Raw genomic sequence first — 24,796 nt, 5'->3', positions numbered from 1 at the left:
GTTTTGAGTTTGAGTGCCTTTAGAAAAATAAAAAGAACTGAAACGTATGTGCATGCAGTGAAACAAGCGAATGCACAATCAGCCACAAAAAAATCCCAGTCTTCTAGCTCTAATCAATAATGAAGGAAAAACACTTCTCTATCTTAAGAGAGGTGTTTTCACATAAACAAAAAATGCTATTCTTTTTGTAGAAATATACAGAAAGGATATTATTTTTGGATGAATCTATTGATGCAAGAGGAGTGCAATTCAAACTAACATTTTGATCAGGGTTATTGCTCATACTTTGGTTTAGCAACAAACCAAAAGACTCCATTTACAAGTATGTTAGTTGACTGACTACACTTTCTAAAAATTGCTCTACTTTTTCTTTTGATGTATCCGGCGTATTATAACCAATCGTAAATGTAAGTCTTCCATTATAAGAGCTTATCCCCATTGTAAAGAATGGGGAATACATAATAGGTGATGTCATATACCCGTCATCGGCTAGAACTTCACAAACTTAATAGGTTCATCTGCTATCACCCCTAAGTTTGTAAGTAATAGCAATGCCATCCCTATTTGTAAAGCCTGTTCGTATTGTTTTTTATACATTTCTTTCACCTCAGATAGCTTTAGAGGTGCTAGTAATTCCATTCCTGCGGCTGAAGAGAGACCTGGATTTTGAAATTTTATTTTATCCATTGATTGTTTGATTCGAACTAGGGTCTGATTAAATGATTCATTATCTTCCGTTTTAATCACTGGCATTTCCATACCGGATAAATTGCAAATAGCACCAGTTGTATGATTGGGAAGATATCGGCGTAAATCAATTGTTAAACCAATCATTTTTTCTGCAGTGCGAGGTTCTGCATACACAGTGAAATGTGATAAAAATCGGAAGTATGCCGCCATAATGACATCATTCAAGGTGGCCTGTTTTACTTTTGTCCATTGGGTTAGACGTAGAGTTTGCTCATGGCTCAACCGCCGTATGGACATTTTGGGGTATGCAATTTCGTTCGGTTGACATGGAAAAGGCCATAAAGATGCTTGTTGTTCTTGGCTAGGGCGATACGCACTTTTTACGTCTGATATTCCAGCATAGTTGAAAACAGGTGATTGATCGCGAAAACTCCCATTCCCCGTGCCAAATTCCTTTATAATTTGATCCTTAGAATGCCCCTGGGAAAGTTGAGTATATATTGATCCCAGTAAACTAAGATATTCCTTGACTCCTGCGCCATATGAACAAAGATGTGATAATTTAACAACTAAAATATTTGTTGTAGTACCTTGTAATAATTTTGTTTGAACCATTGGCCCCTGAATATAATCTCCAGGTTCCTTAATAAAATCTATTGCCATTATTTCAAGTTCTTAATCGTTTCCTTCTGCAAAAAAACAAGTCGTTGATTTAGTACTAGATGAATGTTCCTCCCAGTAAGGAATATCACTTTCTACAAAATGGCTGTTCAAAACTGGCTGTAATTGTAACGTTATCCTTACTGATTGTTCAAGCATTTCCTTTGATATACCTATAGGAAAATAAAGAACGCATGAACGTTATCATTAATGAATTAGGACAACGAGGAAGAGCTTTTACGAAAGAGGACTCAAAGGGAATTGAAACATTTGTTGAGATATTACGTTCTGCGTTTTATGTGGGATATTATAATAATGAATTAAGTTACCTAAAAGAGAGAAGCTTTCATGATAAATGTTTACCAGCATTAAAAGCAATTGCAAAAAATCCAAACACAATCGATTTTTTCCTAAGTAAAACAGGAGATCAGAAGGCTGTAAAGCACTTTTTCAAGAAAGCTGTGCAGTCTTTTCATGTTTCGCAGCCTCGTGTCATAACAGTCGATAAGAATCCAGCTTATCCTATAGCAATTGAACAGTTGAAAAAAGAGAAAAGCATACCTGACGGTATGCAACTTAGACAACAAAAGTACTTAAATAACATAGTAGAGCAAGACCATCGTTTTATAAAGAAACGAATCTGTTCTATGCTAGGGCTCAAATGCTTTGATACAGCTACATCCATTCTTTCTGGAGTAGAAGCAAATTTATCTGGAATCTGAAAATGTGTAGAATCCAATACACGAATACTCCGAAAATAGTTTGTATATAAAGTTGAAATCTTACTAGATGTACAGAATTGTTGGTGAAGTAAATAGGTTAATATTTGTTGTGAAAAGTGCACAGCCTGAGAATTAAATCGTTGATTGAGTCCTTCTGGACTCATAGAAATACCTGTATTCGTTTCTAAGCGACTACATAATTGTGTCAATGGAGTATGAGCTATATTTTGGCTTAACCAAACACATAGAGCCACTAAATCTTGAGCACGGTATTTACTTTTTCGTTGAACAAATCCTATCTCTCTAGCTAACTGTTCTAAAACATGTGGTGACATATATCGTTGTAATTCTTTAGAAAACAATTCTAGTTCATCTGAAATCGATAAATCCATACAAAAACGCCATCCTTTCTGTATATTTCTACAAAAAGAATAGCTTTTTTTTCATTTTATAGATACAAATTTATATATTTGATTTGTATAGGAATATCCATGGAAATATAAGGTGTTAAAATTTCTAGGTATTTACATATATATATGACGAATGTAATATATATATTACAAAGGTAATAAATGTATTGGAGGCTTCTAATATGCTTACCAAAGTAAAGCGAATTCGACTTGAAAAAGGGATGACACAAGGGGAATTAGCAAAATTAACAAATGTAAGTAGACAGACAATCGGTCTAATAGAAAAAGGCGAATACAACCCATCTTTGAAATTATGTATTGAGATTTGCAAAAGTTTAGGTGTCACATTAAATGATTTATTTTGGGAGGAAGATTAATGTCTAAGTTACTAAAATTATATCTTTTTGGTAGAGGTACTTCTGTTGATGAACGAGAACAAAATACAGCCTTCGAAATAATGGCAAACGCTGGGATGTTAGCTCTTTTCATCTGTTTTGGAGCTATGTTATATGACTTGATTTTAAACAAAGAAATTACATCACTTGGCATTCTAGCCTTAATTATTTTATTAACAACATCATTTTATATCGTTATGATGATGCGAATCAAAAAAATATATATACGTTATACATCAAATAATAAAATGTTAGTTCGTAACTCGATATTCTCAGGATTTATTTTCTTTGTTGTATTTACTTTATTAACATATTTACCTTCTGGAGAAGCAATTACCATGAGAGATCTTACTATAAATAGTATGGGTGGAGTATTTTTCGGTTTATGTATATATGGATATAGTAAATATAATAGTAAAAAAGTTGAAGAAGACGAACTATAATGATTAATTCAAAACACCCTTCATTAGTTATTAATGAAGGGTGTTTTTTGAATTATCTTTATTGATGTAGCGATTAATCCGATTGCATTTTTTCTTTAAAAATCAGTACCTGCTATATAATCATTAGGTTAAACTTCTATAATGCTTTCAGAATGAAAACGTGATGTTTTCTATGGCAACCAAGCTTATTTTTATCGTTGTGGGGGGACACCAAAACCTTAGCTTGATGGGCATGAGGTTCAGCCCACATAAGATATACATCTGAATGCTTTACTGCTACCTCCATTGCCTCATCAGATGCGCCACCGAAAAATATGGGTGGCCGTGGATTTTGAAGTGAAGGAAATAAAATATTAGCATTTTCCACATTAATATGATTACCTTCGAAATCAATTTCCTTACCTTCCATGATTGGATTAAAAATTTTCAGGAATTCTTCAGTGTATTTATAGCGTTGAGAATGTTCTAAATGTACTCCATCAGCATGTAATTCTGCTGGAACACCTCCTGTAACAATATTCAACTCTAAACGTCCATTACTAATTCTGTCAAAACTGGATGCTAACTGCCCTGCTAAGGTAGGGGATTGTACACTTGGACGCAATGCAATCAAGTATCTAAGTTTTTTTGTTTCATTCACTAGGGAAGAGACAAAAATCCATGGATCCTCACATGACCTACCTGTAGGAATTAGGACACTATCATAACCAAGCATATCTAATGCAGTTACTATTTATTTATGATAATTTAAAGAATTATTTCTGTTACCTTTAGTTGTACCAATATATTTCCCATCACCTTGAGTTGGTAACCACTATATTAAATTCATAAGCTTATCTCCTTTAAGTACCCTGAATTCCTTTGTGCTAGTTGACTATGATATTCTTCATGCAATTTCCTAAACAAGGAGAATAATTCATTTGTCTGATCTTTTAATATATATTCGCGTACTTTGGTATGAGAATACAGAGACATGTATTTAGGATTGTTTTGACCATATTCTTTGATAAGTGTAGTAAATAATTCTATATATGCATCTAGATAGGTATAATCTTTTAGATTTAATATTATTATTAAATTTATAGAACTGTAATAAAAAGCATCTAGTACATTATTTTCTCTTTGACTGACATATTGTTTTAACTCATTAAATAGTTGTAAATTATTTTCTATATATATTTCATCTTTTACAATTAAGTTTTTCAAACATGATGCTAATAGATTAGTAATGTCAATAGATGAGAAAGATTGTTCGTTTGAATTGTAATATTCTCTTGATTTGATAATATTTAATAATGATTGCTCAGCAATTAGTTCGTTTAATGGACTAGTATTTCGATGTTCATAGATATTTTTATAATTATTTTCAAAGTTATTTAATAGGAATAGCTGTGAACGTAAAGACTCTAAGACCACTTTTATTTTATGGTATTTGTGTTCTGCTCTAAAAATAGCTTTATTAATATTTTTTTCATTGTGTGGATAAAGGAAAAACCCTGAGAATTGATGAATAATATTTTCAATTAAAAATCTTTTTGTCAGATTCGGTGTCGGTAATTGTACCTCGAAAGATTGAAAAATAGGATTTTCAGCAAGTTTTAGAAAATCGTAAGCAAAACACCCAGTTATATATGGCAAATTATTATATGGTAGTACTTGAAAAGTACTATTCATTTCTGGGTTATAGTTTATAGCCCAATCAGTAAATTCTTTTAATTCCATTTCGGTGCAGTTTTTATATACCAAGATAAAGTCGATATCTGAATGGAGTTTTAAACTGTTATTTGCATAAGTAATTGAAGGTTCTTTTCTAGCTAGTGAACCTCCAACATATAAATTAATATCTAATCTTCTATATTGGAGTTCATCCGAAATCTCTTTAAAGAAGGTGTTCAATTTTTTATTCAGTATTTTTTTTTCATCTTCTTTCAAGAATACTGAATTTTCGCAGTAATTTAATGTACTCATAAATCCTCCGTATGTTTGTTATGAATTTCATAATAATTATCTATGTATGACATATCTTTAATAAGTGCTTTATCATTATTCATTTGATTATATATTTTCACAGCTTGTTCTAAAAGAGGAGTATAACCATTAAAAGTTTTTGATGTTTTTAAAGCATAATCACAGTCCTTTATCATATTGTATAGAACACAATCTGGCATATTGTGATTGTTAGATATCATCCTTTTTCCTTTACTATTAGCAACTCGAGTGGCCCAACCATTATCCTTCAAAAGTATATCTAGTAAGTCATGTTTTTTCATCGGAATAGCATGGGATAAATTCAATATTTCTGAAAAAGCCAATAATATTAAGCCCCCAAGTGCATTATAGACAAGTTTAAAACGCATAGCCTCTAAATTTGTTCCTATATAAAAGGTTTTAGAAGAAATAGCTGAATATACATGTTCAATATTCTCAATATCTTTTTTGTTACCTCCTAAAAATAATGTTAATGTACCACTATCTGCACCTGATTTACTCCCAGTTAACGGCATAACTAATGGCTTTCCACCTACTTTATATATATTATTTTGCCAATTATCAATAAATTCTTCGGATAAAGTAGAACCATTTATACAATAAGTATCCTTTTTTATATGATAAACTACCCCTTTTTCACCAAGCCATATTTCTGCATTTGCTTTATCATCTGAAAGGAATGATAAAATTATATCTGCATCCTTTATGGCATCAATGTGATTTTTAAAAACTTGTGTATGATCATTTGGTAAATCGTATACTTTATCATAGGTTCTATTGTAAATACTTAAATGATATCCTTTTTTTTGTAAGTTCTTTATTATTCCTCGACCAATAACACCAGTGCCTAAAACGGCTATTTTGCTTTTTAACATTATATTTTCTCCTTTGATTAATAGACTGATTTAAATAAAACTCACATAACTTGTGGATAATATTTTTCTAATGTTATTATATTTTGATAAATTCGTATTAAATCATTTGAGATTAAGCAAAATAGAAATTATATTTTAGTATTAGCTAAATCGGTAGGGTTATTATTAAAATATAATGATTCTAAGTTGTTAATAGTAATAATTCCTAGAAATAAATTATACGATTCACGTTAGAGGGTATTTTGCAAATCTATATTATTTATTTCTATAGATGTGTAGACTTTGTATCTGATAAGCAAGCTTATCAAGGGTATTTTATTATTATTTTTTTCTAAATGCACTAAAATATAGAGAGTATTTGTATAGATGATACCTAAAGTATGTTCAAAATATAAAATTGAATAATTCTCCATTTTTATATTTGAATCAGATTCTTATAAAGTTAATATAAGGATAAAATGAAAAATTTTTGAAATTGGTATAATACTATTTATTATGATATATATTAATCAATATATCAACCATTATATAGATAGTTCTAAATAATGCAAATATTTTTCGTGCAATTCAGAGTATGTCATAAAAAATAAAGAAATAATAATAATGACTCAACAGCATGTCAATTAAAAGGTATCTGAGATTTATTATGAAATTTTCTTTCATAGTAAATCCAACATAATTAAGACATCGACATATATTTAAAAATCATTTTGAGTTGTATGCCAGGGTGTTTTTAAGCTGTGACGAAGATACTTCACTGATCGCTTTTGGCGGTTTAGAAAAAACTAAATAGCCTTTAAAAAGGCTATTTAGCGTTATTCTGGTTTACCATAAGGAAGGATATACATATGGTAAGCTAATACCAATTATGTTTACTATGGATGTAAAATATAATCTTTTAAGGATTGGGCTCCTTCTTTTAAGTCTATCCGAGGTTCCCATCCAATAAGCTCTTTTGCTTTTTTATTATTTAATACAGAGCGTTTCACATCCCCGAGACGTGGCCCTCGAACATGAATTGGTAAATTGGAGTTAAAAGCTTCTCGGATAGTGTAATAAATATCTAGAATTCCAATTTCATTTCCAGATGCTATATTAATAATATCATTCACTTTTCTCTCCAAGCATAATACATTCGCTTCTACTATATCTGATATATATACATAATCTCTTGTACATCCTCTTGGCATATCTGGATATGTCATCAGAATAGAATCTTTTTGATTTAGAATATTATCAACAAATATCGGAATAACTCCACATTCACCATCACCAATTTGTCTTGGGCCATAAACATTAGCATATCTCAGTATAGAGAAATTAAATTTATATAATTCGCTATAAATCTTTATATATTGTTCTCCGGCAAATTTTGTAATAGCGTAAGGGGATATTAATTGTGGAATATCAGTTTCTTCAGATTTTTCATTCCCTATTATTTCTTTAGAGAGAGCCCCACCAGATGAAACGTAGATAAAATTTTGTATTGGAAATTGTTGAGCTAAAGTAATTAAGTTTATTAATCCCATTAAATTTATCTCTAAATCATTAGTAGGGTTTTCTACAGAATCTGGAACAGATTTTTGAGCTGCATGATGATTAATAACTGTAGGACGATGCTTTTGGAATACTTCTTTCAACTTTTTTTTGTCAAGAATATCTAATTGGTAAAAGTATACACCCTCTTTTTTTAGAATTCTTTCAATATTTTCATGTCTTCCAGAAGATAGGTTATCTATAATAACAACGTTATGTCCTTCTTTTACATATCGTTCACAGATATGAGAGCCAATAAATCCGGCTCCTCCTGTAACCAAAATAGTTTCTTTCATTTGCATTACCTCCACTAGATATTTCGATAATTAAAAATTCTATAAATTATTTTACAACATTTTCTTGAAAATTGATATAGGCCCTATTTTAGTAAATATATTTCTGCAAGGCCTGGTGATTTTTCGATAATTTATTAATAATTAACTATTGACTTTTCATTTGATTATTCTTAAAATTCAATACAGTTCTAAAATTTACAATATAATGCATTTAATGCATTTTTAGCAAAATTGGTACTATTTTTGATATAGGGTGCTAATCTTGAGCTTTGAGAGAAGAGGAGAAGAAATGGATAAATTAGAAGAGGTTCTTGAAATTGTTGCTAATGTACTTGAAAAACCTGTGGATTCCGATGAAGATTTAGAAAGTCAAGGGATGGATTCTTTGAATTTAATGCACTTGATGTATCAATTAGAGATAACTTATAACATTCAATTTGTTGATGATGATCTGCGAAAAATAAATTTTAAAACTATCTATAATATTTGTTGTTTATTGGAAAGTAAACTAGAGGAACATCAAGAAAATGAAAAGGATTTATCAGCACCCTTTATTAATATCGGTAATCAAAAGATTAAATGTATACTGCGAGGTGGATGTGATCTCAGGAGAACAGAACCATTTTTATCTTTAGGAACGAATCTATGTGTTCAATCAGAATTGACATATGTTTCTCCTACTGGAGTAATTATTCGAAATGATCATTTAGAGATTCTAAAAAATTCTCTCATCTTGACAGAGGAACAAAAACAAGAACAAATAAAGAATTTCCCTTTTTATGATGAAAAGGTATTTAATACAGCATTATTTAATTCCAATTATGACGTAGTAATCATTAGTATGTTACATGATTATTATGCAGGACTTTATCGTAATAAGTATGACAAAGATTTATTAATTGCATTTGGTGATTATAGTTCCCCTTCTTCTGATATAGAAAATTGGCATGCAGACTTTGAACAGAAAATCTCAGATCAGTATTGGGAAGGACGCGGCAAAATTAATAATGAGAAAATGGCATCGTTCTATGAAAATTTTGAATTTATTGGTGGCGTAGATCGTGACTATTTTATTAATCAGTTGCATTGGCTTAGAAAACACATGAATCCTAATGCTATGCTTATACTTTTGAATGGTAGTCATACAGATATTAAAAAAACACTTTTATTAGATCGTGCAGAAAGACATAAAAATATGAACTCTTGGCTCGAAGAAGCTGTCCATTCCATGCCTGATACGTATCTAGTAGATGTAAATAAGTATATAAAGAGTCAAGATGATCTACTTGATACGATTGGACATTATAGACGGGATCATTATAAAAATATTGCTTATGAAATTATAAAGATAATCGAGAAGAAATATAGCAATAGCAACCTTAATCTAGATAAGTAATTAGGGGGATTTTAGAGTGAAAATGAATTTAAAAGAATCACAAGAAGTAGCTTTAAAGCTTTTTGGCAATACAATTGCTACATCAGACTTAAAATCAGTAGATGAGATAACAGAACAGGCAGTAAAACAATATAAACAACAGGGATATTTAATAGTTGAGAACTTCTTAACTGAGAAAGAAATCCAAGACGGGTTAGATGGAATCATGGATATTATATATAAAAAAATTAAGGGGCCTCAAATTCAGTACTATATTCCAGAGAATCAGATTTGTAATGAAGAAAATCCTGAGTTTGCTGTTCGAAAACTTTCTAGATTTATTGACTATTGTGAGCCATTAAGAAAAATAGCTGAGAGTAAAAAACTAAGAGGAGTGGTTGAATTATTATTGGGGGAAGAGGCTTTGTTAACCGATCCAATCGCCTTATTAAAACCGCCTAAATATGGGCTGGAAAAACCATGGCATCAAGATATGGCTTATGGAGTAACAGCATTTAACAAACCATTATTAGGGGCATGGATCGCTTTGGATGAGGCAGGACTTGATAATGGGTGTATGCATATAATTCCTGGATCTCATATGGATGGAGGTGTACCTCACTACACTATTCGTGATTGGCAGGTTTGTGATGATAATGTTCAAGTTGAAAAATCCATAGCTGTTCCATTAAAACCGGGTTCTATTATTTTATTCCACGGCTTATTATTACATGCAACGCCACCAAATATATCTAATAAACGACGTCGATCTATGCAGTTACATTTTGTTTCTAAATCTGCAGCAAAATTATCTCGTGAAGAATATTCTAGGATGTTTACTAATGAACTGAGTGGAGCAGAATGTTAAAAATACTAAGGGGGATTTAAATGAATATGCAAGGTTTTACTTTACCGCTTTCTCCGAATGGAACATCTACATTGATAGAAGCACCACCATGGGGGTTTGGCGGAGACTCGTTAGAAGTTAGCTTTGAAGTTGATTTACAAATGTTCTGTAGATTTCTACCAGAACCATTTGAATTAAGTAGTCAACCTGGGTTAATAAGCGTTACATTTGTAGATATGACTTCATTGGGTAATCCTGAACTAGCTTATGCAAATCCAGAGCGTACTCAATATAGGGAATGTCTTATCAAGATGCATTGTAAATTTAAAGATCAAGAAGGATGGTTTGTTCCACTATCTTGGGTTGATAAGGATTTTTCATTACTCCGTGGTTTTATTCAAGGTTTTGGTAAAAAATTAGGGAATATTCATTTGACAAAGTTTCATGATTTGAATCCACTAATAGGTTCAAAAGAAGCAGGTAAAAAGATGAAGGCTATTTGTGAATCTTTTAATGGACTTCACATTGAAGCGGGGATCACTTTAGAACAAGAAGTAACAGAAGATATTTATGCAGGTAATAGCATGTTTGTAATTAGACATTATCCGGATATTGAAGATCCAACACAGTTACTTGTACATGAGGTGTCAGAACTTGTAGTACGTAATGTAAGAAAAGAGAGTATTTGGAAAGGGAATGGAGAAATTTCAATATACGGAAATAAAACTGACGAGTACTTACAATTATTACAACCGAAAAAAGTAGTACAGGCAAGGATATTTAGCGAAGGGTTTGAATTATTAGGCGGTAAGGTACTACACCGTTACCAAAAGCAAATGAGCATGTAATTTATAAGTAAAAACCAAGTTAGTTATGGGTACAGATATAATGTGGAAAAGGGACTATAAAGAATTATGTGCAAATTTCCAAATTATTGGAATATATAATTGATCTAGTGAACAAATGGAAGCTTGTAAAACTTTCATAGAGATAGTGTAAAATTCTAAGCTTATTTTTTATACAGGATAATTGAGATAACGGGAATATTTGATTTAGCACAGAGAGATTTATACAGGTAGAATTATAGCAATAAAATTTTAGAATAAATCGATTAATAATTCATTTATTAGTAAGCTGTATTAGAATGTCAAAAATATTTATTTTACATTTGGATTTTACCTGAAATGAGCTAGAGATTTTCCTTATCTAAGGAGCTTTACACAGGAGAAGAAATTTATAGAATATATTCCACATCCCCATTAAAATATCTAAATATCATTTTATGATTATAAGTTTTTATTGAATGATTTTATAAATGAAAATTTATTAGGAGTGGGAAATATGCTAAATGGAATCAAGTTCCCTATTGTTACATTAGGACCAATGGGGACGGATGCATCTGTCATCGCTTCTTCTTTGAGTAATGAAGTAATTTTTAAAGAAAGCTTTGAACAGTCAATGGAATATGCACATACACATAAGTTAGCTGCTTTGATCTGTTGTGGATTTGTTGAAAGGAAAAATGGACAAATTCAGGATGGATGGGTAGACCTTAACTTTCGTTACATGGATAAGATGAAGTTGACTCATGCTTTTCATGCTAAAACTAAAATGATGTGTATAGCAAAACGTAAGGATTGTGAAGAACCAAAAACAATTATAATTCATCCCGCTACTCAAACATTTGCTAATATTTACACACCCGGACTTGAAGTACACTATACAAATAATAAGCCATCTGCAGTGAGGTTAACTGCAAAAGGACTGTATGATATGTGTATAGGATCTGTTGACGTAATTGGCCAATATGAATGCTTAGAAATTTTGTCTACATTTCAACCAAGTATGGTTTGGGCAATCTATATCCATAAAAATCAGGAGTTGGAGGAAGTAAATGAACCAGTTATCAAATCAAGAAATCATTTATATGAACTCAGCCCAATCGGGTAAATATTCTTCAGAGGTAATATTTTCTATTGAAAAGATATTTCAAGAGGAAAGCCATTACGGTGGAGGCTCACCTTATATTCAACAAATAAAGGGTGAGATTCAGAAGAAATCTAGACAAATGTTAGCTCATTCAATGAATGTACTTCCTGAAGAAATTGTTTTGACTCAAAATACAACAGAAGGAATTAATATTTTGTCACAAGGGTTAGATTTTCGATACCATGACGAAATTATTATTACTAGTTCAGAGCATTATTCTTGTGTTGTACCATGGAAAAATATTGTTAATACAAAAGGAGTTACGTTAAAGACTTTACAAATTGAAGAATGCTATCAGCATAATATTTTTAAGGAAGAGCTTTTTATACAACAGTTACAATCGTTAATTACAAATAAAACTCGAGCATTATTTTTAAGCCATATATTGTATGATACAGGCTTAGAAATACCGGTGAAAAAAATATGTGCACTCTTAAAGAAATACCCAATTGAAATAATTATTGATGGAGCACAAGCATTCGGTCATATTCCTGTCGATTTAAGTGATTTAGGGTGCCATTATTATGCTTTTACATGCAGTAAATGGCTAAATGGTCCTTCCGGAACGGGTGGTTTATATATACAGAAAGACCGTATTAATTCTATTAAACCTGTATTTTCTGGGTATATGTCTATAACAAGTCATGAAACCTGGGAATATAAGCAAGATGCTGGTTGTTTTGAAGTTTCTACTAAGAGTGCACCATTGCTAAATGGAATGATAACAGCACTTGAACAATATAATCCTTTAGAGAAATTTTCTTGTATCTTAGCAAATACAGCACGAGTACAAGAAATACTTCAATCTTTTGTTGAAGTGAAAATTATTTCACCTCAACAAAATGGAATTATCACATTCCAATTATCGGAAATAGGGTATCTAGAAGTATTTAATTTTCTAATTGAAAATGGGATCATATGCCGTACAATAGATGAATTGGAAGCAATTCGCTTTGCAGTTCCACCTTTCTTGTCAGAAGAGAATTATGACCGATTATTTCAGGTATTACGTTCTATATTTAATAATTGATAGTATAGGGGAGCAATAAAAAATGGAGATGCAAATTCAACTTACTGAAGAAATGTTATTAAAAAAAGAACAATTAATACGTATGATAAATTTTGCTTCGCAAGATATTCTTACCATTGAGAGTAAGGGGAATTTTCTTCAAATAACTCTGAATAATGAATCTAATGAGTTCTTAATTACCAATAAGATAAACAGAATTATTAATGATTTTTTAGCTAATGAGCCTGAAGATATTATCCTATATCAACAAAATGGAGATACAAAATATGAGTATCTATTACCTGATAATAACTTAGTTGAATACTATGGTAATGGACTAATTGCTTTTAAGAAAGAGGCTGCGCAACTTCTCCGATATTTTGACAGAACATTTAGTTTATTTTCTAAAGAGTTACAGGCGGAGGAGCCCAAATATCCAACACTTTTACCTATCGATATATTAAAGCGAACTAGTTATTTAAATTCTTCACCTCAATATCAAATGTTTGTTTGTCATCCAAAGGAAGATATGGATGAATTATTAAAGCTAAACAAAATTATTTCTGAAGGAAAAGCAAGTCAATCCTTTAATGAACCTCAATTAGTGCTATCACCTGCTGCTTGCTTTCATTGTTATATGGATTATGAAAATGTAGAGTTGCCTCATCCAGTTACCATCACATTTAATCAAAATGTGTTTCGAAATGAAGGGCGGAATAACTGGGGAGGTATTGGAAGATTAGCGGATTATACAGTGAGGGAAATTGTTTTTTTTGGAAGTATGGAGTATGTTGTTGCTTGTCGTGAGCAAGTGATTAAAAAAACAAAGGATTTTGTTGAAAAATTAAATTTAGATGCCAAATTATGTGTAACCTGTGATCCTTTTGTTGTGCCTGTAATGCAAAGATACAAAAAGATACAAATTCACGAAAAGTATAAATATGAAATGCAATTAGGTATTAGCCCTGATAAATATTTAGCTACAGCATCATTTAATTTACATGGAAGTGTATTTTCAAAAGAGTTTAATATCAGAGTAAGAGATGTAGATGAGACTGTTTCTGGATGTGTAGGTTTTGGTTTAGAACGCTGGGTGTTGGCATTTTTAGCACAATTTGGGACAAATCCTAATCATTGGCCCAAACAGGTTATTGAGCAATTGAAATAAGTAGTGAAAAGGAAAAAGATAAAAAGATGTAGTTCGAAAAAATTATATTTAGTAATGGGATAAAGAAGGGAGAAGTTTAAGATGAAACATATATTAGTAGTTGGAGGTTTTAAGTTTATTCCTCAAAAATTAAAAAAATATGAAAATGTGAAAATGACATTACTTATAGAAGCAAGTTCTGTAGGTAAACAAGATTTGACCTGTTTTGATCGAATTATTGGAGTACCGGATGGTGCAGGCGATGAGGAATGGGTAAAATCTGCTTTATGTATACATGAAATGGATCCATTCCATGCCATTGGCGCTTATCATGAAATGAATCAAGAAAAAGCATGTGAAATAGCTGGAAAAATCGGATTACCATTCCATAATAGAAAAACCATTGAATGTACTCGAGATAAGTATTATATGCGTAAAGTACTTCATGAAGGGGGATTAGATAATACTGCTTTCCAAGTTGTAGAGTGTGAAAATGACATAATAGATTTTGCTAACCAACATGGATATCCAGTTATCTTAAAACCTGTGAACGGTTGGGCAAGTACGGGTGTATCAGTAATCCATAGTAAAGAAGATGTGAGTTCAGCAGTAAAATGGTTTAATAGTTTAGTAGATTCAAAACATATGTACGTAGAAGAGTTTCTTGAAGGTGACGAATTTAGTGTTGAAGCGTTCTCGGAGAATGGGAAACATCACATAGTCTGCATTACCAAAAAGTTCAAAGATTTAAATCATATGGTGGAAATGGGACATGTCTTACCAGCAATGCTAGACGAAAATCAGGAAATATCAATTAAGAACCTTGTTCTTAATGCTCTAGAATTATTTGGGGTACAAAATGGTGGTTCACACACAGAAGTAATTCTAACTTCTGAGGGACCTCGAGTTATAGAAAGCCATGCTCGTCTAGGTGGCGACTGTATTCCAGAGCTTATTGAGATAACATCTGGGCTCAACCTTTTAGACTTATGGGCAAGACAGACGTTGGGAGAGAATGTCTTAGATGAAGTGATAAATGCTAAGCATGAAAAATTTGCTTCAATCTGGTTTAATACACCAGAAACGAGAGGAACATTGGTAGAAGTTAAGGGAGTTAAAGAATTAGAAACCACTGAGGGAATAGAAAATGTTTGGGTATGGAGACCCGGAAGCATTATGAAAGGCATTCAAAGTTCATTCACGCGTTCTTCTTATGTCATCAGCTCAGGGCAATCGGAGCAGCAAGCTTTAGAACGCAGTCAACGTGCCTCTGATAAGTTAACTTTTGTCGTAGAGTGCTAGAAAATGAATGTAATGAAGTATACGACATGCTAAATCGTAATGCAAGATGGATGTTAACATCGTAATTAATCTATCTTTAGTTAAATTTTTAAAAATTAAGCTTTAGTGATACGGAGTGAATACCACTGAAAAATATTTCTGTAGAAGTTAAACATAAATATAAAATTATTAAGGCAAATATAAACCATGTGGAAGGAATTGCGAAAGTTGGTGCAGAAGGGTGGCATGCTACATATTCAAATTTCAAGGAAGAGAAATATATTGAGGATGCCATAAAAGAACAATTCAATTATGAACGGATTTCTTCTGGGATTCTAATGCCAGATGAGGATTGGCATGGTTTCCATGGTTGGTATGTAGCACTTGAAGATAATGAAGTGGTTGGTATAATCGCAGGAGGAGAGATAGGTGTTACCGCGCAAATTCTTGTTTTCTATGTTCTGCCTAATCAAATCGGAAAAGGGATTGGAACATCTTTATTAGAGCATTTGACTGAAATTCAACAAAATAAAGGTTTTACGAAACAATTGATTAGTACGTTTAAAGAAAATTTAAAAGGAATTTCTTTTTTAAAAGAAAAGAATTTCATGAAAATAAAAGAATATCCTATTAATAATGGTTCCCAAAACGATAAATCGCTCCTTTGTAAATACTCTAGAGAAATTTAGTCATCTTGATGCTCTAATTATGAGAAAAAATTAGAATGAATATGTAATCATAAAAAATAGAAAATTTAAATAGTTATGGGGCAAAATATAACTTAAATAAATAATGTTACTATTTGTTGCTACAGAGATTTAGTAGATTACGTAATGATTTAAATAAAAGAAACAATGACTTAGATAAAAAGTTATTAAATTATTTAAAGATGCAATAACTGCTCAGGTTATTAGTTTAAAAGGTTATAGTAAAAGGAAAGAAAAGGAGTGGTAAAAATGATTGAGGTAGGAGAAATGGCACCGGATTTTACACTAGAAGGAAGTAACGGAGAACAAGTTCGTTTATCTGATTTTCAAGGTAAAAATGTAGTGTTATATTTTTATCCAAAAGATATGACGCCCGGGTGTACAATAGAAGCATGTGATTTCCGTGATGCGTATGGACTATTTAGAGAAAAGGATACAGTTATTCTTGGTGTAAGTCCAGATCTGATAGACACACATATAAAGTTTATCGAAAAGCATGAGCTTCCGTTTTTACTTTTAGTAGATGAAGATCATAAGGTAGCAGAACAGTACAATGTTTGGAAATTAAGGAAGAACTCCGGTAAAGAGTATATGGGAATTGAGCGTTCTACATTCCTTATTAATAAAGATGGTAAAGTTATAAAAGAATGGCGTGAAGTAGAATTTAACGGCCATGTTGAGGATATTCTTTCCTATTTAAAATAAGTGTGTAAGGGTGAGGAAGGAATTTCGGTTCTGGTGCAAAGTTCTAAGACTCTTGCAAGTAATCTCCTAATCTTGGATATACTGATAGTGTGACTCTAAAAAAGGTGCATAATCAGTATGGAAAAGGAAAGTTTGTTCAAATGGAAGCATTATCAGCTTAAACTCATCTTATTAGCAGTAAGGTGGTGAAGTGACCCCCGAAAGTTAGACAGGTCGTTTCATTAGGCAACCTCTAGGGTATGAGCCCGGTATTGTACCGGGCTCATACCCTTTAATTTTGCCTTAATTCTTTTATGATTATAGTAGTCTATATACTTGGCTAATTCTTGTTTGAAATGTGTTATACTTTCAAATTCTTTTCGATACAGAAATTCCGATTTCATAATACCGAAAAAATTTTCAATAACAGCATTGGCATAACAGTTTCCTTTGCGAGACATACTTTGTGTTATGCCACATTGCTTAAGAAAATGACGGTATTGTTTCATTTGATAGTGCCACCCTTGATCAGAATGAATGAGGAGTTTGTCTGGATCTATTACACGTTCAAGGGCTTGGTCCAACATCGTTGAAACAAGGGAATAGGTTGGCCTTGAAACAATTGTATATGTAATAATTTCACCATTAAATAAATCTAACATTGGTGATAGGTTTAACTTCTCCCCAAATAATTTAAACTCCGTAATATCTGTAACCCACTTCTCATTTGGTTTTTCAGATTGGAAGTTGCGATTTAAAATATTCGGCGCAATTTTCCCAACTGTCCCTTTGTAAGAGCGATATTTTTTTGTACGAACCAGACATTTTACCCCTAATTCTTTCATAAGACGATACACCTTTTTATGATTCCCTTTGTGCTCACGATTCATCAGTTCATCGCGAATACGACGATACCCATAACACCCACCATGTTCATCATAAATAGCTTGAATCCGTTCTTTTAACTCCGCATTTGAATCAGGACGATTGAACCGTTTGATCCAGTAATAGTACGTACTACGTGGAATGTTTGCGAGTTGAAGTAACTCTTTGACAGGAAATTCATGCTTAACTCATAGATTACTTCCGCTTTGTCTTGTTTTGTGATTTTTCCTTAAGGCATTCAAATTTTTTAAATATGCATTTTCCATACGTAAACGCTCATTTTCCGCTTGTAAGGCTTCGATGGATCCTTCAACTACTGATTTTGTCTTTTTATCTTTCATGGTTGGACGCCCCTTTTTCTTTGATTGTAGGGTATCCAATCCTCTTGTTTCATACGCTATTTTCCATTTCCGAAGCGTTTCATAAGACGGAATATTGAAAAGTGCCGCTGTTTCTGTAATAGATGTCCCGTGTTCATTCATATAATAAAGTACATCTAGTTTATACTGGGTTGGGTAGAATGTATAGCACTTTTCAAAGGCCTTTTCACCTGAAGACTCATACCGTCTAATCCACTCAAGACGTAAGCTAGGGTTAACTCCTATAGATTTAGCGATTGTTTTTCCACTTTCTGTACCATCTAAATATCGTTTCACCGCTTGGATTTTTTCTTTTGAAGAAAATTTATCCATAAAAAATGCACCTCCAATTGTTAGACTGTGTCTAACAATTGGGGTGCACTTCACTACAAGGAGGCAGCTTTTTCTCTTACTTCCTATATACTCGGTTTTATTCATTATAGGGATTCAACCATAAATGGGGGGCTGAAGATTCAACTTGAGTATGATTTATTAATTGAAGAATTTATATTTCGAAAGTTTAAAGGAAGCACCCACCTGCATTTTATGTAAAGTTATGCTTCCTGCTATAAATTGATACTTAAAGTAAAAAGAAAAAGCAACATTCGTACACTTTTACACTTATATAAAAGTGTAAAAGTGTAAACTGACACAAACAAAAGGGATACAATACAATGCAAACAATGTTAATCAGTACAAAATCAAATCCGTTTTTTCAAAAATTCATTTAGTAAACTTAATTTAAAAATGATGTACTTTTAATTAAGTTCTTTTTATTTCCTTCGTTATTACATCTACTCATTTCCAAAACTTCCACCAAGATTTCTTTTTTGCTGCAGCTATTTCTTCCTGAGTTGATACAATAGTACGTTTTGCATCTTGAATCTCTCTGACCATCTTCATAAGATTATCATCTCTTAACTCTAACCTCTTTTCTATCCTTTTTTCACGTTCTTTCCGATTTTTCATATCTTTTCTTATTAATTTATTTCTTTAATATCCTCTTTGATTAGTTTGTTCTTTTGATCTATACGATCACCTAGTCTCTTTTCCATTTCTAATAGATTTGCTTGCTGTACCTTATTAATTTCTTCTATTTGTATTTATGTGGATACAAACTTTGTATTACCTTGAAAAGTGAATAAAAATTGTCGTGGTCTTATAGGTGTGAACTTTCTTTTTGGGGATCGAGAAAGACCACAGATTTTAGATACCTTTTTCGGCATTTGAAATAAAAAGATTTAGATAGTAGATGATTTTTAGAGTAGAACAGATATTGAAAACTTCGCCATATCTGTTTTTTTACAGGATATGGCGAAGTTAATAGGATTCGACCGAGATACGTGTAAAAATAGGTCATAGTCTTACTTTTATTTTAAGAATCAATTTAGTAAACTTATAAATATCGTTTCATTCCATTGCTACACATCTCCCAAGAGTGTATTGAATACCATTATAAATATATAGATATTAAATTTTGTTTATCTGTATAAACTAGCTGTAGGATACATTCATAAAATTTATAAGTACTAAAAAGATGAAAATCTTAAATTGTTTGGAATTTCATTTATAGATGACAAGTGGGCAGGGGAAGTAGCAAGAACAAATTGTAAATATGCTATCTAAAAATGAGGGGGTTTCTTAGAACACAACTCCCAAAGGAAGACTATATTGGTAAGTAAATTATTAAATAGAAAGCAACCTATTGAAAAGATACGAGGATTAAATTCGAAATCTTAATTTTTATAATACATACGAAAACCAGATATAATACCTTCTTGGTAATATATCTGGTTTTAAGGACAGGATATATTGGATTGTTATAGGTTCTTCATTAACAAATTTAATACTTTCTAATCGGTATCAAATTATGTTGTTAGTTACGGATCAAGTAATCAAATGCACCTAAAGATGCGTTTGCGCCTGATCCCATTGAAATAATGATTTGTTTGTATGGGTTATTTGTGCAGTCACCCGCAGCAAATACACCAGGTACGTTTGTAGCACCATGCTTGTCTGTAACGATTTCACCACGAACACGTTCTACTGTTTCACCTAGCCAGTCTGTGTTTGGTACAAGACCAATTTGAACGAATACACCTTGTAATTCTATATGGTGAACTTCGTCAGTTTTACGATCGATGTAAGAAATACCTTCTACTTTGTCACTACCAGTAATTTCTTTCGTTTGAACGTTCTTTAATACAGTTACGTTTGGTAAGCTGTACAGACGATCTTGTAATACAGCATCAGCTTTTAGTTCTGGCATGAACTCAAGAACAGTTACGTGTTTTACGATACCTGCTAAATCAATTGCTGCTTCAACGCCAGAGTTACCACCGCCGATAACTGCTACATCTTTTCCAGTGAATAATGGGCCGTCACAGTGTGGACAATATGCTACACCTTTGTTTTTAAACTCAGCTTCACCAGGTACACCAACATTACGCCAGCGAGCACCTGTAGAAACGATTACGCTCTTACTTTTCAGAATAGTGCCGTTTTCAAGTTCCACTTCAATAAGTTCTTTTTTCTCTAAACGTTTTGCACGTTGTAGATTCATTACATCGATGTCGTATTCTTTAACGTGCTCTTCAAGGCTTGCTACTAGCTTAGGACCTTCAGTCTTTTTTACGCTGATGAAGTTCTCAATGCCCATAGTATCCATTACTTGACCACCAAAGCGCTCAGCAACGATACCAGTGCGGATGCCTTTACGTGCTGCGTAAATTGCTGCACTTGCACCAGCAGGACCGCCACCAACAACAAGTACATCATATGGATTTTTATCAGCGAATTCTGATGCATCTGGGCCAACGCCTAGTTTTGCAAGAATTTCTTCCATCGTTATACGGCCGCTTCCAAATGTTTCACCATTTAAGAATACAGTTGGTACTGCCATGATGTCTTTACTTTCAACTTCTTCCTTAAATGAAGCGCCGTCAATCATTGTATGTGTAATACTAGAGTTTAGAACGCTCATTACGTTAAGAGCTTGTACAACATCAGGACAGTTATGACAACTTAGGCTAATATAAGATTCAAAATGATATTCGCCTTGAATGTTTTTAATTTGATCGATTAATTTTTGTTCAACTTTTGGAGCGCGTCCACTTACTTGTAGTAAAGCTAACACTAATGATGTAAATTCGTGTCCTAATGGAATACCAGCGAATACGACACCAGTGTCTTCACCAGGGCGGTTTACGCTAAAGCTTGGTGTTCTCTCTAATTCAACTTTTTCTACTGTAATCTTAGATGACATAGTAGCTAATTCGTCTACTAGAGCTAGCATATCTTTAGATGTGTCATCAGATCCTGCACTAACTTTTAGTAATACATCACTTTCCATCAGTTGAAGATATTGGGCTAATTGTCCTTTGATATCTGCGTCTAGTAACATTGTGTCTTACTCCTTAAATTGTATTTCTTTTTGTTTATTTATTAGATTTTACCTACAAGGTCAAGGCTTGGTTTAAGTGTTGCAGAGCCTTCTTTCCATTTAGCTGGACAAGCTTCGCCTGGATTATTACGGACGTATTGTGCAGCTTTTACTTTGTTTACAAGGATACTTGCATCACGACCGATATCGTCAGAGCTAATTTCAACAGATTGAATAATACCATCTGGATCAATAATAAATGTGCCACGTGCAGCAAGGCCTTCTTCTTCAATCAATACATTGAAATTACTAGAAATCTTTTGAGTCGGATCACCAATCATAATATATTCAATTTTATTAATAGTTTCTGAGTTATCATGCCATGCTTTATGAGTAAAGTGAGTATCAGTTGAAACAGAGTATACTTCAACTCCAAGTTCTTTTAAAGTTGCATATTGATTTTGTAAATCTTCAAGTTCAGTAGGGCATACAAATGTGAAGTCAGCAGGGTAGAAGCAAACTACACTCCATTTATCTTTGAAATTTTTTTCTGTAACATCAATAAATTCACCATTCTGGTAAGCTGTCGCTTCAAATGGTAATACTTCTGTGCCGATTAATAACATAATAAAATTCCTCCTAAGTTTAAATATTAATTATTATAAATAGATTTAAAAAAAGAAAATTCTTAATTAAAATCACATTGCTTAAGATCAACAATTTTAGTTTTATATTTTATCTTATACCCAAACCAAATACATAAAAATAAAATTGCACTAATATATGTCGCAAATAAATCAACCCATGAAACATTCATATTTACAAGGTTTTCATATTCTTGTCCTAATATAACAACAATACATAGTACTATTGAAATTATAGGAGCGAATGGAAACCATTTAGCTCTATAAGGAAGATCATTAATGTCTTTTCCTTGGGCTATATATGCTTTGCGAAATCGATAATGACTTAACGCAATTCCTAACCAAGCTATAAAACCAGAAAGGCCGGAAGAGCTTAACAACCACATGAATACTTTTCCTTCGCCTAAAAAAGAAGAAAGAAAAGCAAACATTCCTACTAGAGCCGTAACAATTAGAGCATTAATTGGTACACCATTTTTATTTATTTTCATGAGAGATTTTGGAGCTTTTCCTTCTCTGGCTAAGGACCATAACATTCTAGTAGATGCATACATTCCAGAATTAGCAGCTGATAGAATAGATGTTAAAATTACAGCATTCATGACAGATGCAGCAAATAATAAGCCTGCTTTTTCAAAGACTATTGTAAAAGGGCTCATCGAGACATTTTCAATATCTATATTCATTAAATAAGGATGCGTATATGGAATAAGCAGCCCAATTACAAAGATAGAACAAATATAGAAGAGTAAAATTCTCCAAAATACTTGTTTTATAGCTTTAGGGACATTTTTCTTAGGGTTCTTACTCTCACCAGCTGCTACCCCTACTAATTCTGTTCCTTGGAAAGAGAATCCAGCAATCATAAAAACTGATAAGATGCTTAGACCACTAGAGGGGATAGGGGCTTCACCGATAGTGAAGTTTTTAAATCCAACAAATTCCCCACCAATAATCCCAAGAATAGTGAGTAATCCTACTAATAAAAAAACTATAATTGTTATTACTTTAATTAAAGAAAACCAAAACTCAGCTTCTCCAAATGACTTGGTGGAAAAGTAATTAAGCAGAAATATTATAGTTAAGAAAGCAGCACTCCAAACAATGCCTGGAATGGAAGGGAACCAGAATTTCATTATAATAGCAGAAGCTGATAACTCTACTGCAATGGTAATGGCCCATGTATACCAATAATTCCAGCCCAGAGCAAATCCGAGAGCTGGATCTACGAATCTAGAGGCATACACACTAAATGAACCCGAATGAGGTAGAAAAGTAGCCATTTCACCTAGACTCATCATAAGTAGGTATACCATTATTCCAATTGAAATATAAGCAATTAGAGCGCCTCCAGGACCTGCCATTTGAATGGATGTACCACTAGAAATAAATAGTCCTGTTCCAATTGAACCACCAATAGCAATCATAGTAAGGTGCCTAGCTTCTAATGTTTTTTTTAATGTATTTGTAGGATGTTCCGTGCTTTTTTGAGCTATATTGTCAACATGCGAAGTTACCGTTGCTCTTTCAGAACTCATAAAATCCCCCATATAAATTTTTTGGAGTATTTAGAAATAACATCAATTCTTACAGGTTTATTCAAACACTCTTGATTTTGTAGAGATTATTTCATAAAGAGTCGGAAGAATTTCTCTCCGACTCTAAAGATGTTTAACTCACCGTATAGTTTAAACTCCTACTAATTCTTTGTTATCTTCATAAATTTCGCCCATAGTTTCATGAGAAATCTCTCTAGACATATCTTCCTCGGATGCATAACTGAAAACAACAACAGTACGTCGAGAGTCATTATTTAATGGTGTAACCCTGTGCAATGTAGTGCCGGCTTTCATAAAGTAACAATGATCTTTAGGAACATACAAACTCTTAATTTCACGGCTCTCTAAAACTTCTTTTAATCCAGACTCTGGGTTTTCTTTATCCCAAACAGTATCAGGCACATACTCAACAAGAGCACCTTCACCTTCTTTAGGAGCTTCAATCACCCAGATTAAAGCAAATGTATAGTCATCCCAATGCCATCCGTGTGTGTCACCTGTTTTCTGTTGGTTATTAATAATAAACTCTTCTGGTGTATAAGGAATGCGGTGAACTGGCTCATTATTGTTTAAGAAGGTTAAGAAATTTAAAAGTACTTCAGACTTAAAGAATGCTGGAATTAATTTTCCATCCTCATGAATATTATCTCGATTTACTACATTAAAGTTACGTGGAGTATTCCCTGTAGCTTTAATGGTAATATCACGACGTTTTGCATTTTCAGAAAGAAGGTATTTCGCTTCTGCAGACATAGCTGCAATTAGAGGTTGCGGTAACATGTCATTCATCATTGCTAAACCTTCATTTTTAAATCTTTCTTGAAGAACTAATAAGTAATCCTTAGGTAATGAGTTAATATGTTGTTCTACAATTGCATCAAATTGTTTTTGAAATTCCATAGTAAATTCCTC

The 24,796-nt window shown here is 32.5% G+C and carries 19 protein-coding genes and 8 pseudogenes; 15 read left to right on the top strand and 12 right to left on the bottom strand.

The window, feature by feature from the left end; all coding sequences use genetic code 11:
• Nucleotides 1-36: 36 nt before the first annotated feature.
• Nucleotides 37-120: pseudogene (locus AC0ONG_RS29335) on the top strand (gamma-type small acid-soluble spore protein); the annotation flags it as partial.
• A gap of 196 nt (nt 121-316) precedes the next feature.
• On the opposite strand, the pseudogene AC0ONG_RS29330 reads toward AC0ONG_RS29335, so the two are convergent.
• Nucleotides 317-1,548 (bottom strand): annotated as a pseudogene (locus AC0ONG_RS29330) (condensation domain-containing protein); the annotation flags it as partial.
• Between AC0ONG_RS29330 and AC0ONG_RS29325 the strand changes: the two are divergent.
• A pseudogene (locus AC0ONG_RS29325) lies at nt 1,530-1,745 on the top strand (M9 family metallopeptidase N-terminal domain-containing protein); the annotation flags it as partial. The pseudogenes AC0ONG_RS29330 and AC0ONG_RS29325 sit on opposite strands and share 19 nt — an antisense overlap.
• Nucleotides 1,740-2,054: pseudogene (locus AC0ONG_RS29320) on the top strand (DDE-type integrase/transposase/recombinase); the annotation flags it as partial. The pseudogenes AC0ONG_RS29325 and AC0ONG_RS29320, both read left to right, overlap by 6 nt.
• Here the strand turns inward: AC0ONG_RS29320 and AC0ONG_RS29315 are convergent.
• Nucleotides 2,045-2,464: pseudogene (locus tag AC0ONG_RS29315) on the bottom strand (transposase); the annotation flags it as partial. The pseudogenes AC0ONG_RS29320 and AC0ONG_RS29315 sit on opposite strands and share 10 nt — an antisense overlap.
• A gap of 200 nt (nt 2,465-2,664) precedes the next feature.
• Between AC0ONG_RS29315 and AC0ONG_RS29310 the strand changes: the two are divergent.
• Both AC0ONG_RS29310 and AC0ONG_RS29305 read left to right on the top strand, forming a co-directional pair.
• Entirely contained in the window at nt 2,665-2,859 is a 195-nt protein-coding gene (locus AC0ONG_RS29310; RefSeq protein WP_000956453.1) for a helix-turn-helix transcriptional regulator, read from the top strand.
• The gene (locus AC0ONG_RS29305; protein ID WP_000040564.1) at nt 2,859-3,320 is read left to right on the top strand and encodes a hypothetical protein; all 462 of its coding nucleotides are present in this window, start codon (nt 2,859-2,861) and stop codon (nt 3,318-3,320) included. The genes AC0ONG_RS29310 and AC0ONG_RS29305 overlap by 1 nt, the downstream gene beginning before the upstream one ends.
• A 136-nt stretch (nt 3,321-3,456) precedes the next feature.
• Here AC0ONG_RS29305 and AC0ONG_RS29300 read toward each other — a convergent pair whose 3' ends face one another.
• The 4 genes from AC0ONG_RS29300 to AC0ONG_RS29285 all read right to left on the bottom strand — a co-directional run bounded on the left by AC0ONG_RS29300 (nt 3,457) and on the right by AC0ONG_RS29285 (nt 8,016).
• Nucleotides 3,457-4,053, bottom strand: a complete 597-nt coding sequence (locus tag AC0ONG_RS29300) for an LLM class flavin-dependent oxidoreductase (protein ID WP_474205312.1) — start codon at nt 4,051-4,053, stop codon at nt 3,457-3,459.
• 92 nt (nt 4,054-4,145) lie between these two features.
• A complete protein-coding gene (locus AC0ONG_RS29295) occupies nt 4,146-5,288 on the bottom strand; it encodes a hypothetical protein (RefSeq protein WP_474205270.1) in 1,143 nt (380 codons plus the stop codon).
• Nucleotides 5,285-6,184 carry an NAD(P)-dependent oxidoreductase gene (locus tag AC0ONG_RS29290; RefSeq protein ID WP_474205268.1) on the bottom strand — a complete coding sequence of 300 codons (900 nt, stop codon included), beginning with the start codon at nt 6,182-6,184 and terminating at the stop codon, nt 5,285-5,287. Before AC0ONG_RS29290 ends, AC0ONG_RS29295 begins: the two co-directional genes overlap by 4 nt.
• A gap of 875 nt (nt 6,185-7,059) precedes the next feature.
• Nucleotides 7,060-8,016, bottom strand: coding sequence for an SDR family NAD(P)-dependent oxidoreductase (locus tag AC0ONG_RS29285; RefSeq protein WP_474205266.1), 957 nt, complete (start codon nt 8,014-8,016; stop codon nt 7,060-7,062).
• A 289-nt stretch (nt 8,017-8,305) separates the two neighbouring features.
• On the opposite strand from AC0ONG_RS29285, the gene AC0ONG_RS29280 reads away from it, so the two are divergent.
• From AC0ONG_RS29280 to AC0ONG_RS29235, 10 genes and pseudogenes are all read left to right on the top strand, one after another.
• On the top strand, nt 8,306-9,412 hold the full coding sequence (locus tag AC0ONG_RS29280; protein WP_474205264.1) for a phosphopantetheine-binding protein: 1,107 nt from the start codon (nt 8,306-8,308) through the stop codon (nt 9,410-9,412).
• Nucleotides 9,413-9,434: 22 nt separating this feature from the next.
• Nucleotides 9,435-10,259: a phytanoyl-CoA dioxygenase family protein gene (locus tag AC0ONG_RS29275; RefSeq protein ID WP_474205310.1), complete on the top strand. Its 825-nt coding sequence runs from the start codon at nt 9,435-9,437 to the stop codon at nt 10,257-10,259.
• A 20-nt stretch (nt 10,260-10,279) separates the two neighbouring features.
• On the top strand, nt 10,280-11,086 hold the full coding sequence (locus AC0ONG_RS29270) for an acetoacetate decarboxylase family protein (RefSeq protein ID WP_474205262.1): 807 nt from the start codon (nt 10,280-10,282) through the stop codon (nt 11,084-11,086).
• Nucleotides 11,087-11,579: 493 nt separating this feature from the next.
• Nucleotides 11,580-12,188: a hypothetical protein gene (locus AC0ONG_RS29265; protein ID WP_474205260.1), complete on the top strand. Its 609-nt coding sequence runs from the start codon at nt 11,580-11,582 to the stop codon at nt 12,186-12,188.
• Nucleotides 12,133-13,257: an aminotransferase class V-fold PLP-dependent enzyme gene (locus tag AC0ONG_RS29260; protein WP_474205258.1), complete on the top strand. Its 1,125-nt coding sequence runs from the start codon at nt 12,133-12,135 to the stop codon at nt 13,255-13,257. The genes AC0ONG_RS29265 and AC0ONG_RS29260 overlap by 56 nt, the downstream gene beginning before the upstream one ends.
• Before the next feature lie 22 nt (nt 13,258-13,279).
• Complete coding sequence (locus AC0ONG_RS29255) at nt 13,280-14,404, top strand: aminoacyl--tRNA ligase-related protein (RefSeq protein ID WP_474205256.1); 1,125 nt, start codon at nt 13,280-13,282, stop codon at nt 14,402-14,404.
• Nucleotides 14,405-14,485: 81 nt separating this feature from the next.
• Nucleotides 14,486-15,685, top strand: coding sequence for an ATP-grasp domain-containing protein (locus AC0ONG_RS29250; protein ID WP_474205254.1), 1,200 nt, complete (start codon nt 14,486-14,488; stop codon nt 15,683-15,685).
• Nucleotides 15,686-15,873: 188 nt separating this feature from the next.
• Nucleotides 15,874-16,353: a GNAT family N-acetyltransferase gene (locus tag AC0ONG_RS29245; protein WP_474205252.1), complete on the top strand. Its 480-nt coding sequence runs from the start codon at nt 15,874-15,876 to the stop codon at nt 16,351-16,353.
• Nucleotides 16,354-16,620: 267 nt separating this feature from the next.
• Nucleotides 16,621-17,076, top strand: a complete 456-nt coding sequence (gene bcp, locus AC0ONG_RS29240; RefSeq protein ID WP_474205250.1) for a thioredoxin-dependent thiol peroxidase — start codon at nt 16,621-16,623, stop codon at nt 17,074-17,076.
• A 108-nt stretch (nt 17,077-17,184) separates the two neighbouring features.
• A pseudogene (locus tag AC0ONG_RS29235) lies at nt 17,185-17,262 on the top strand (IS6 family transposase); the annotation flags it as partial.
• Between the two features lie 35 nt (nt 17,263-17,297).
• Here AC0ONG_RS29235 and AC0ONG_RS29230 read toward each other — a convergent pair.
• The 6 genes and pseudogenes from AC0ONG_RS29230 to AC0ONG_RS29205 form a co-directional block, all read right to left on the bottom strand.
• Nucleotides 17,298-18,632, bottom strand: a pseudogene (locus tag AC0ONG_RS29230) (IS3 family transposase).
• 465 nt (nt 18,633-19,097) lie between these two features.
• Nucleotides 19,098-19,396 (bottom strand): annotated as a pseudogene (locus AC0ONG_RS29225) (DUF3967 domain-containing protein); the annotation flags it as partial.
• Nucleotides 19,397-20,175: 779 nt separating this feature from the next.
• Nucleotides 20,176-21,702 carry an alkyl hydroperoxide reductase subunit F gene (gene ahpF, locus AC0ONG_RS29220; RefSeq protein WP_474205248.1) on the bottom strand — a complete coding sequence of 509 codons (1,527 nt, stop codon included), beginning with the start codon at nt 21,700-21,702 and terminating at the stop codon, nt 20,176-20,178.
• A gap of 41 nt (nt 21,703-21,743) precedes the next feature.
• Nucleotides 21,744-22,307 carry an alkyl hydroperoxide reductase subunit C gene (gene ahpC, locus AC0ONG_RS29215; RefSeq protein WP_063539142.1) on the bottom strand — a complete coding sequence of 188 codons (564 nt, stop codon included), beginning with the start codon at nt 22,305-22,307 and terminating at the stop codon, nt 21,744-21,746.
• Nucleotides 22,308-22,369: 62 nt separating this feature from the next.
• The gene (locus AC0ONG_RS29210) at nt 22,370-23,863 is read right to left on the bottom strand and encodes an amino acid permease (protein WP_474205246.1); all 1,494 of its coding nucleotides are present in this window, start codon (nt 23,861-23,863) and stop codon (nt 22,370-22,372) included.
• Nucleotides 23,864-24,013: 150 nt separating this feature from the next.
• Nucleotides 24,014-24,784 (bottom strand): HalD/BesD family halogenase, encoded by a 771-nt coding sequence (locus tag AC0ONG_RS29205; RefSeq protein WP_063539144.1) that lies wholly within the window; start codon nt 24,782-24,784, stop codon nt 24,014-24,016.
• Nucleotides 24,785-24,796: the final 12 nt, after the last annotated feature.

This window comes from Bacillus sp. TCT6, assembly GCF_056033845.1.
Note: the sequence above shows the minus strand (reverse complement) of the source record. Positions and strands in the feature narration are given on the sequence as shown.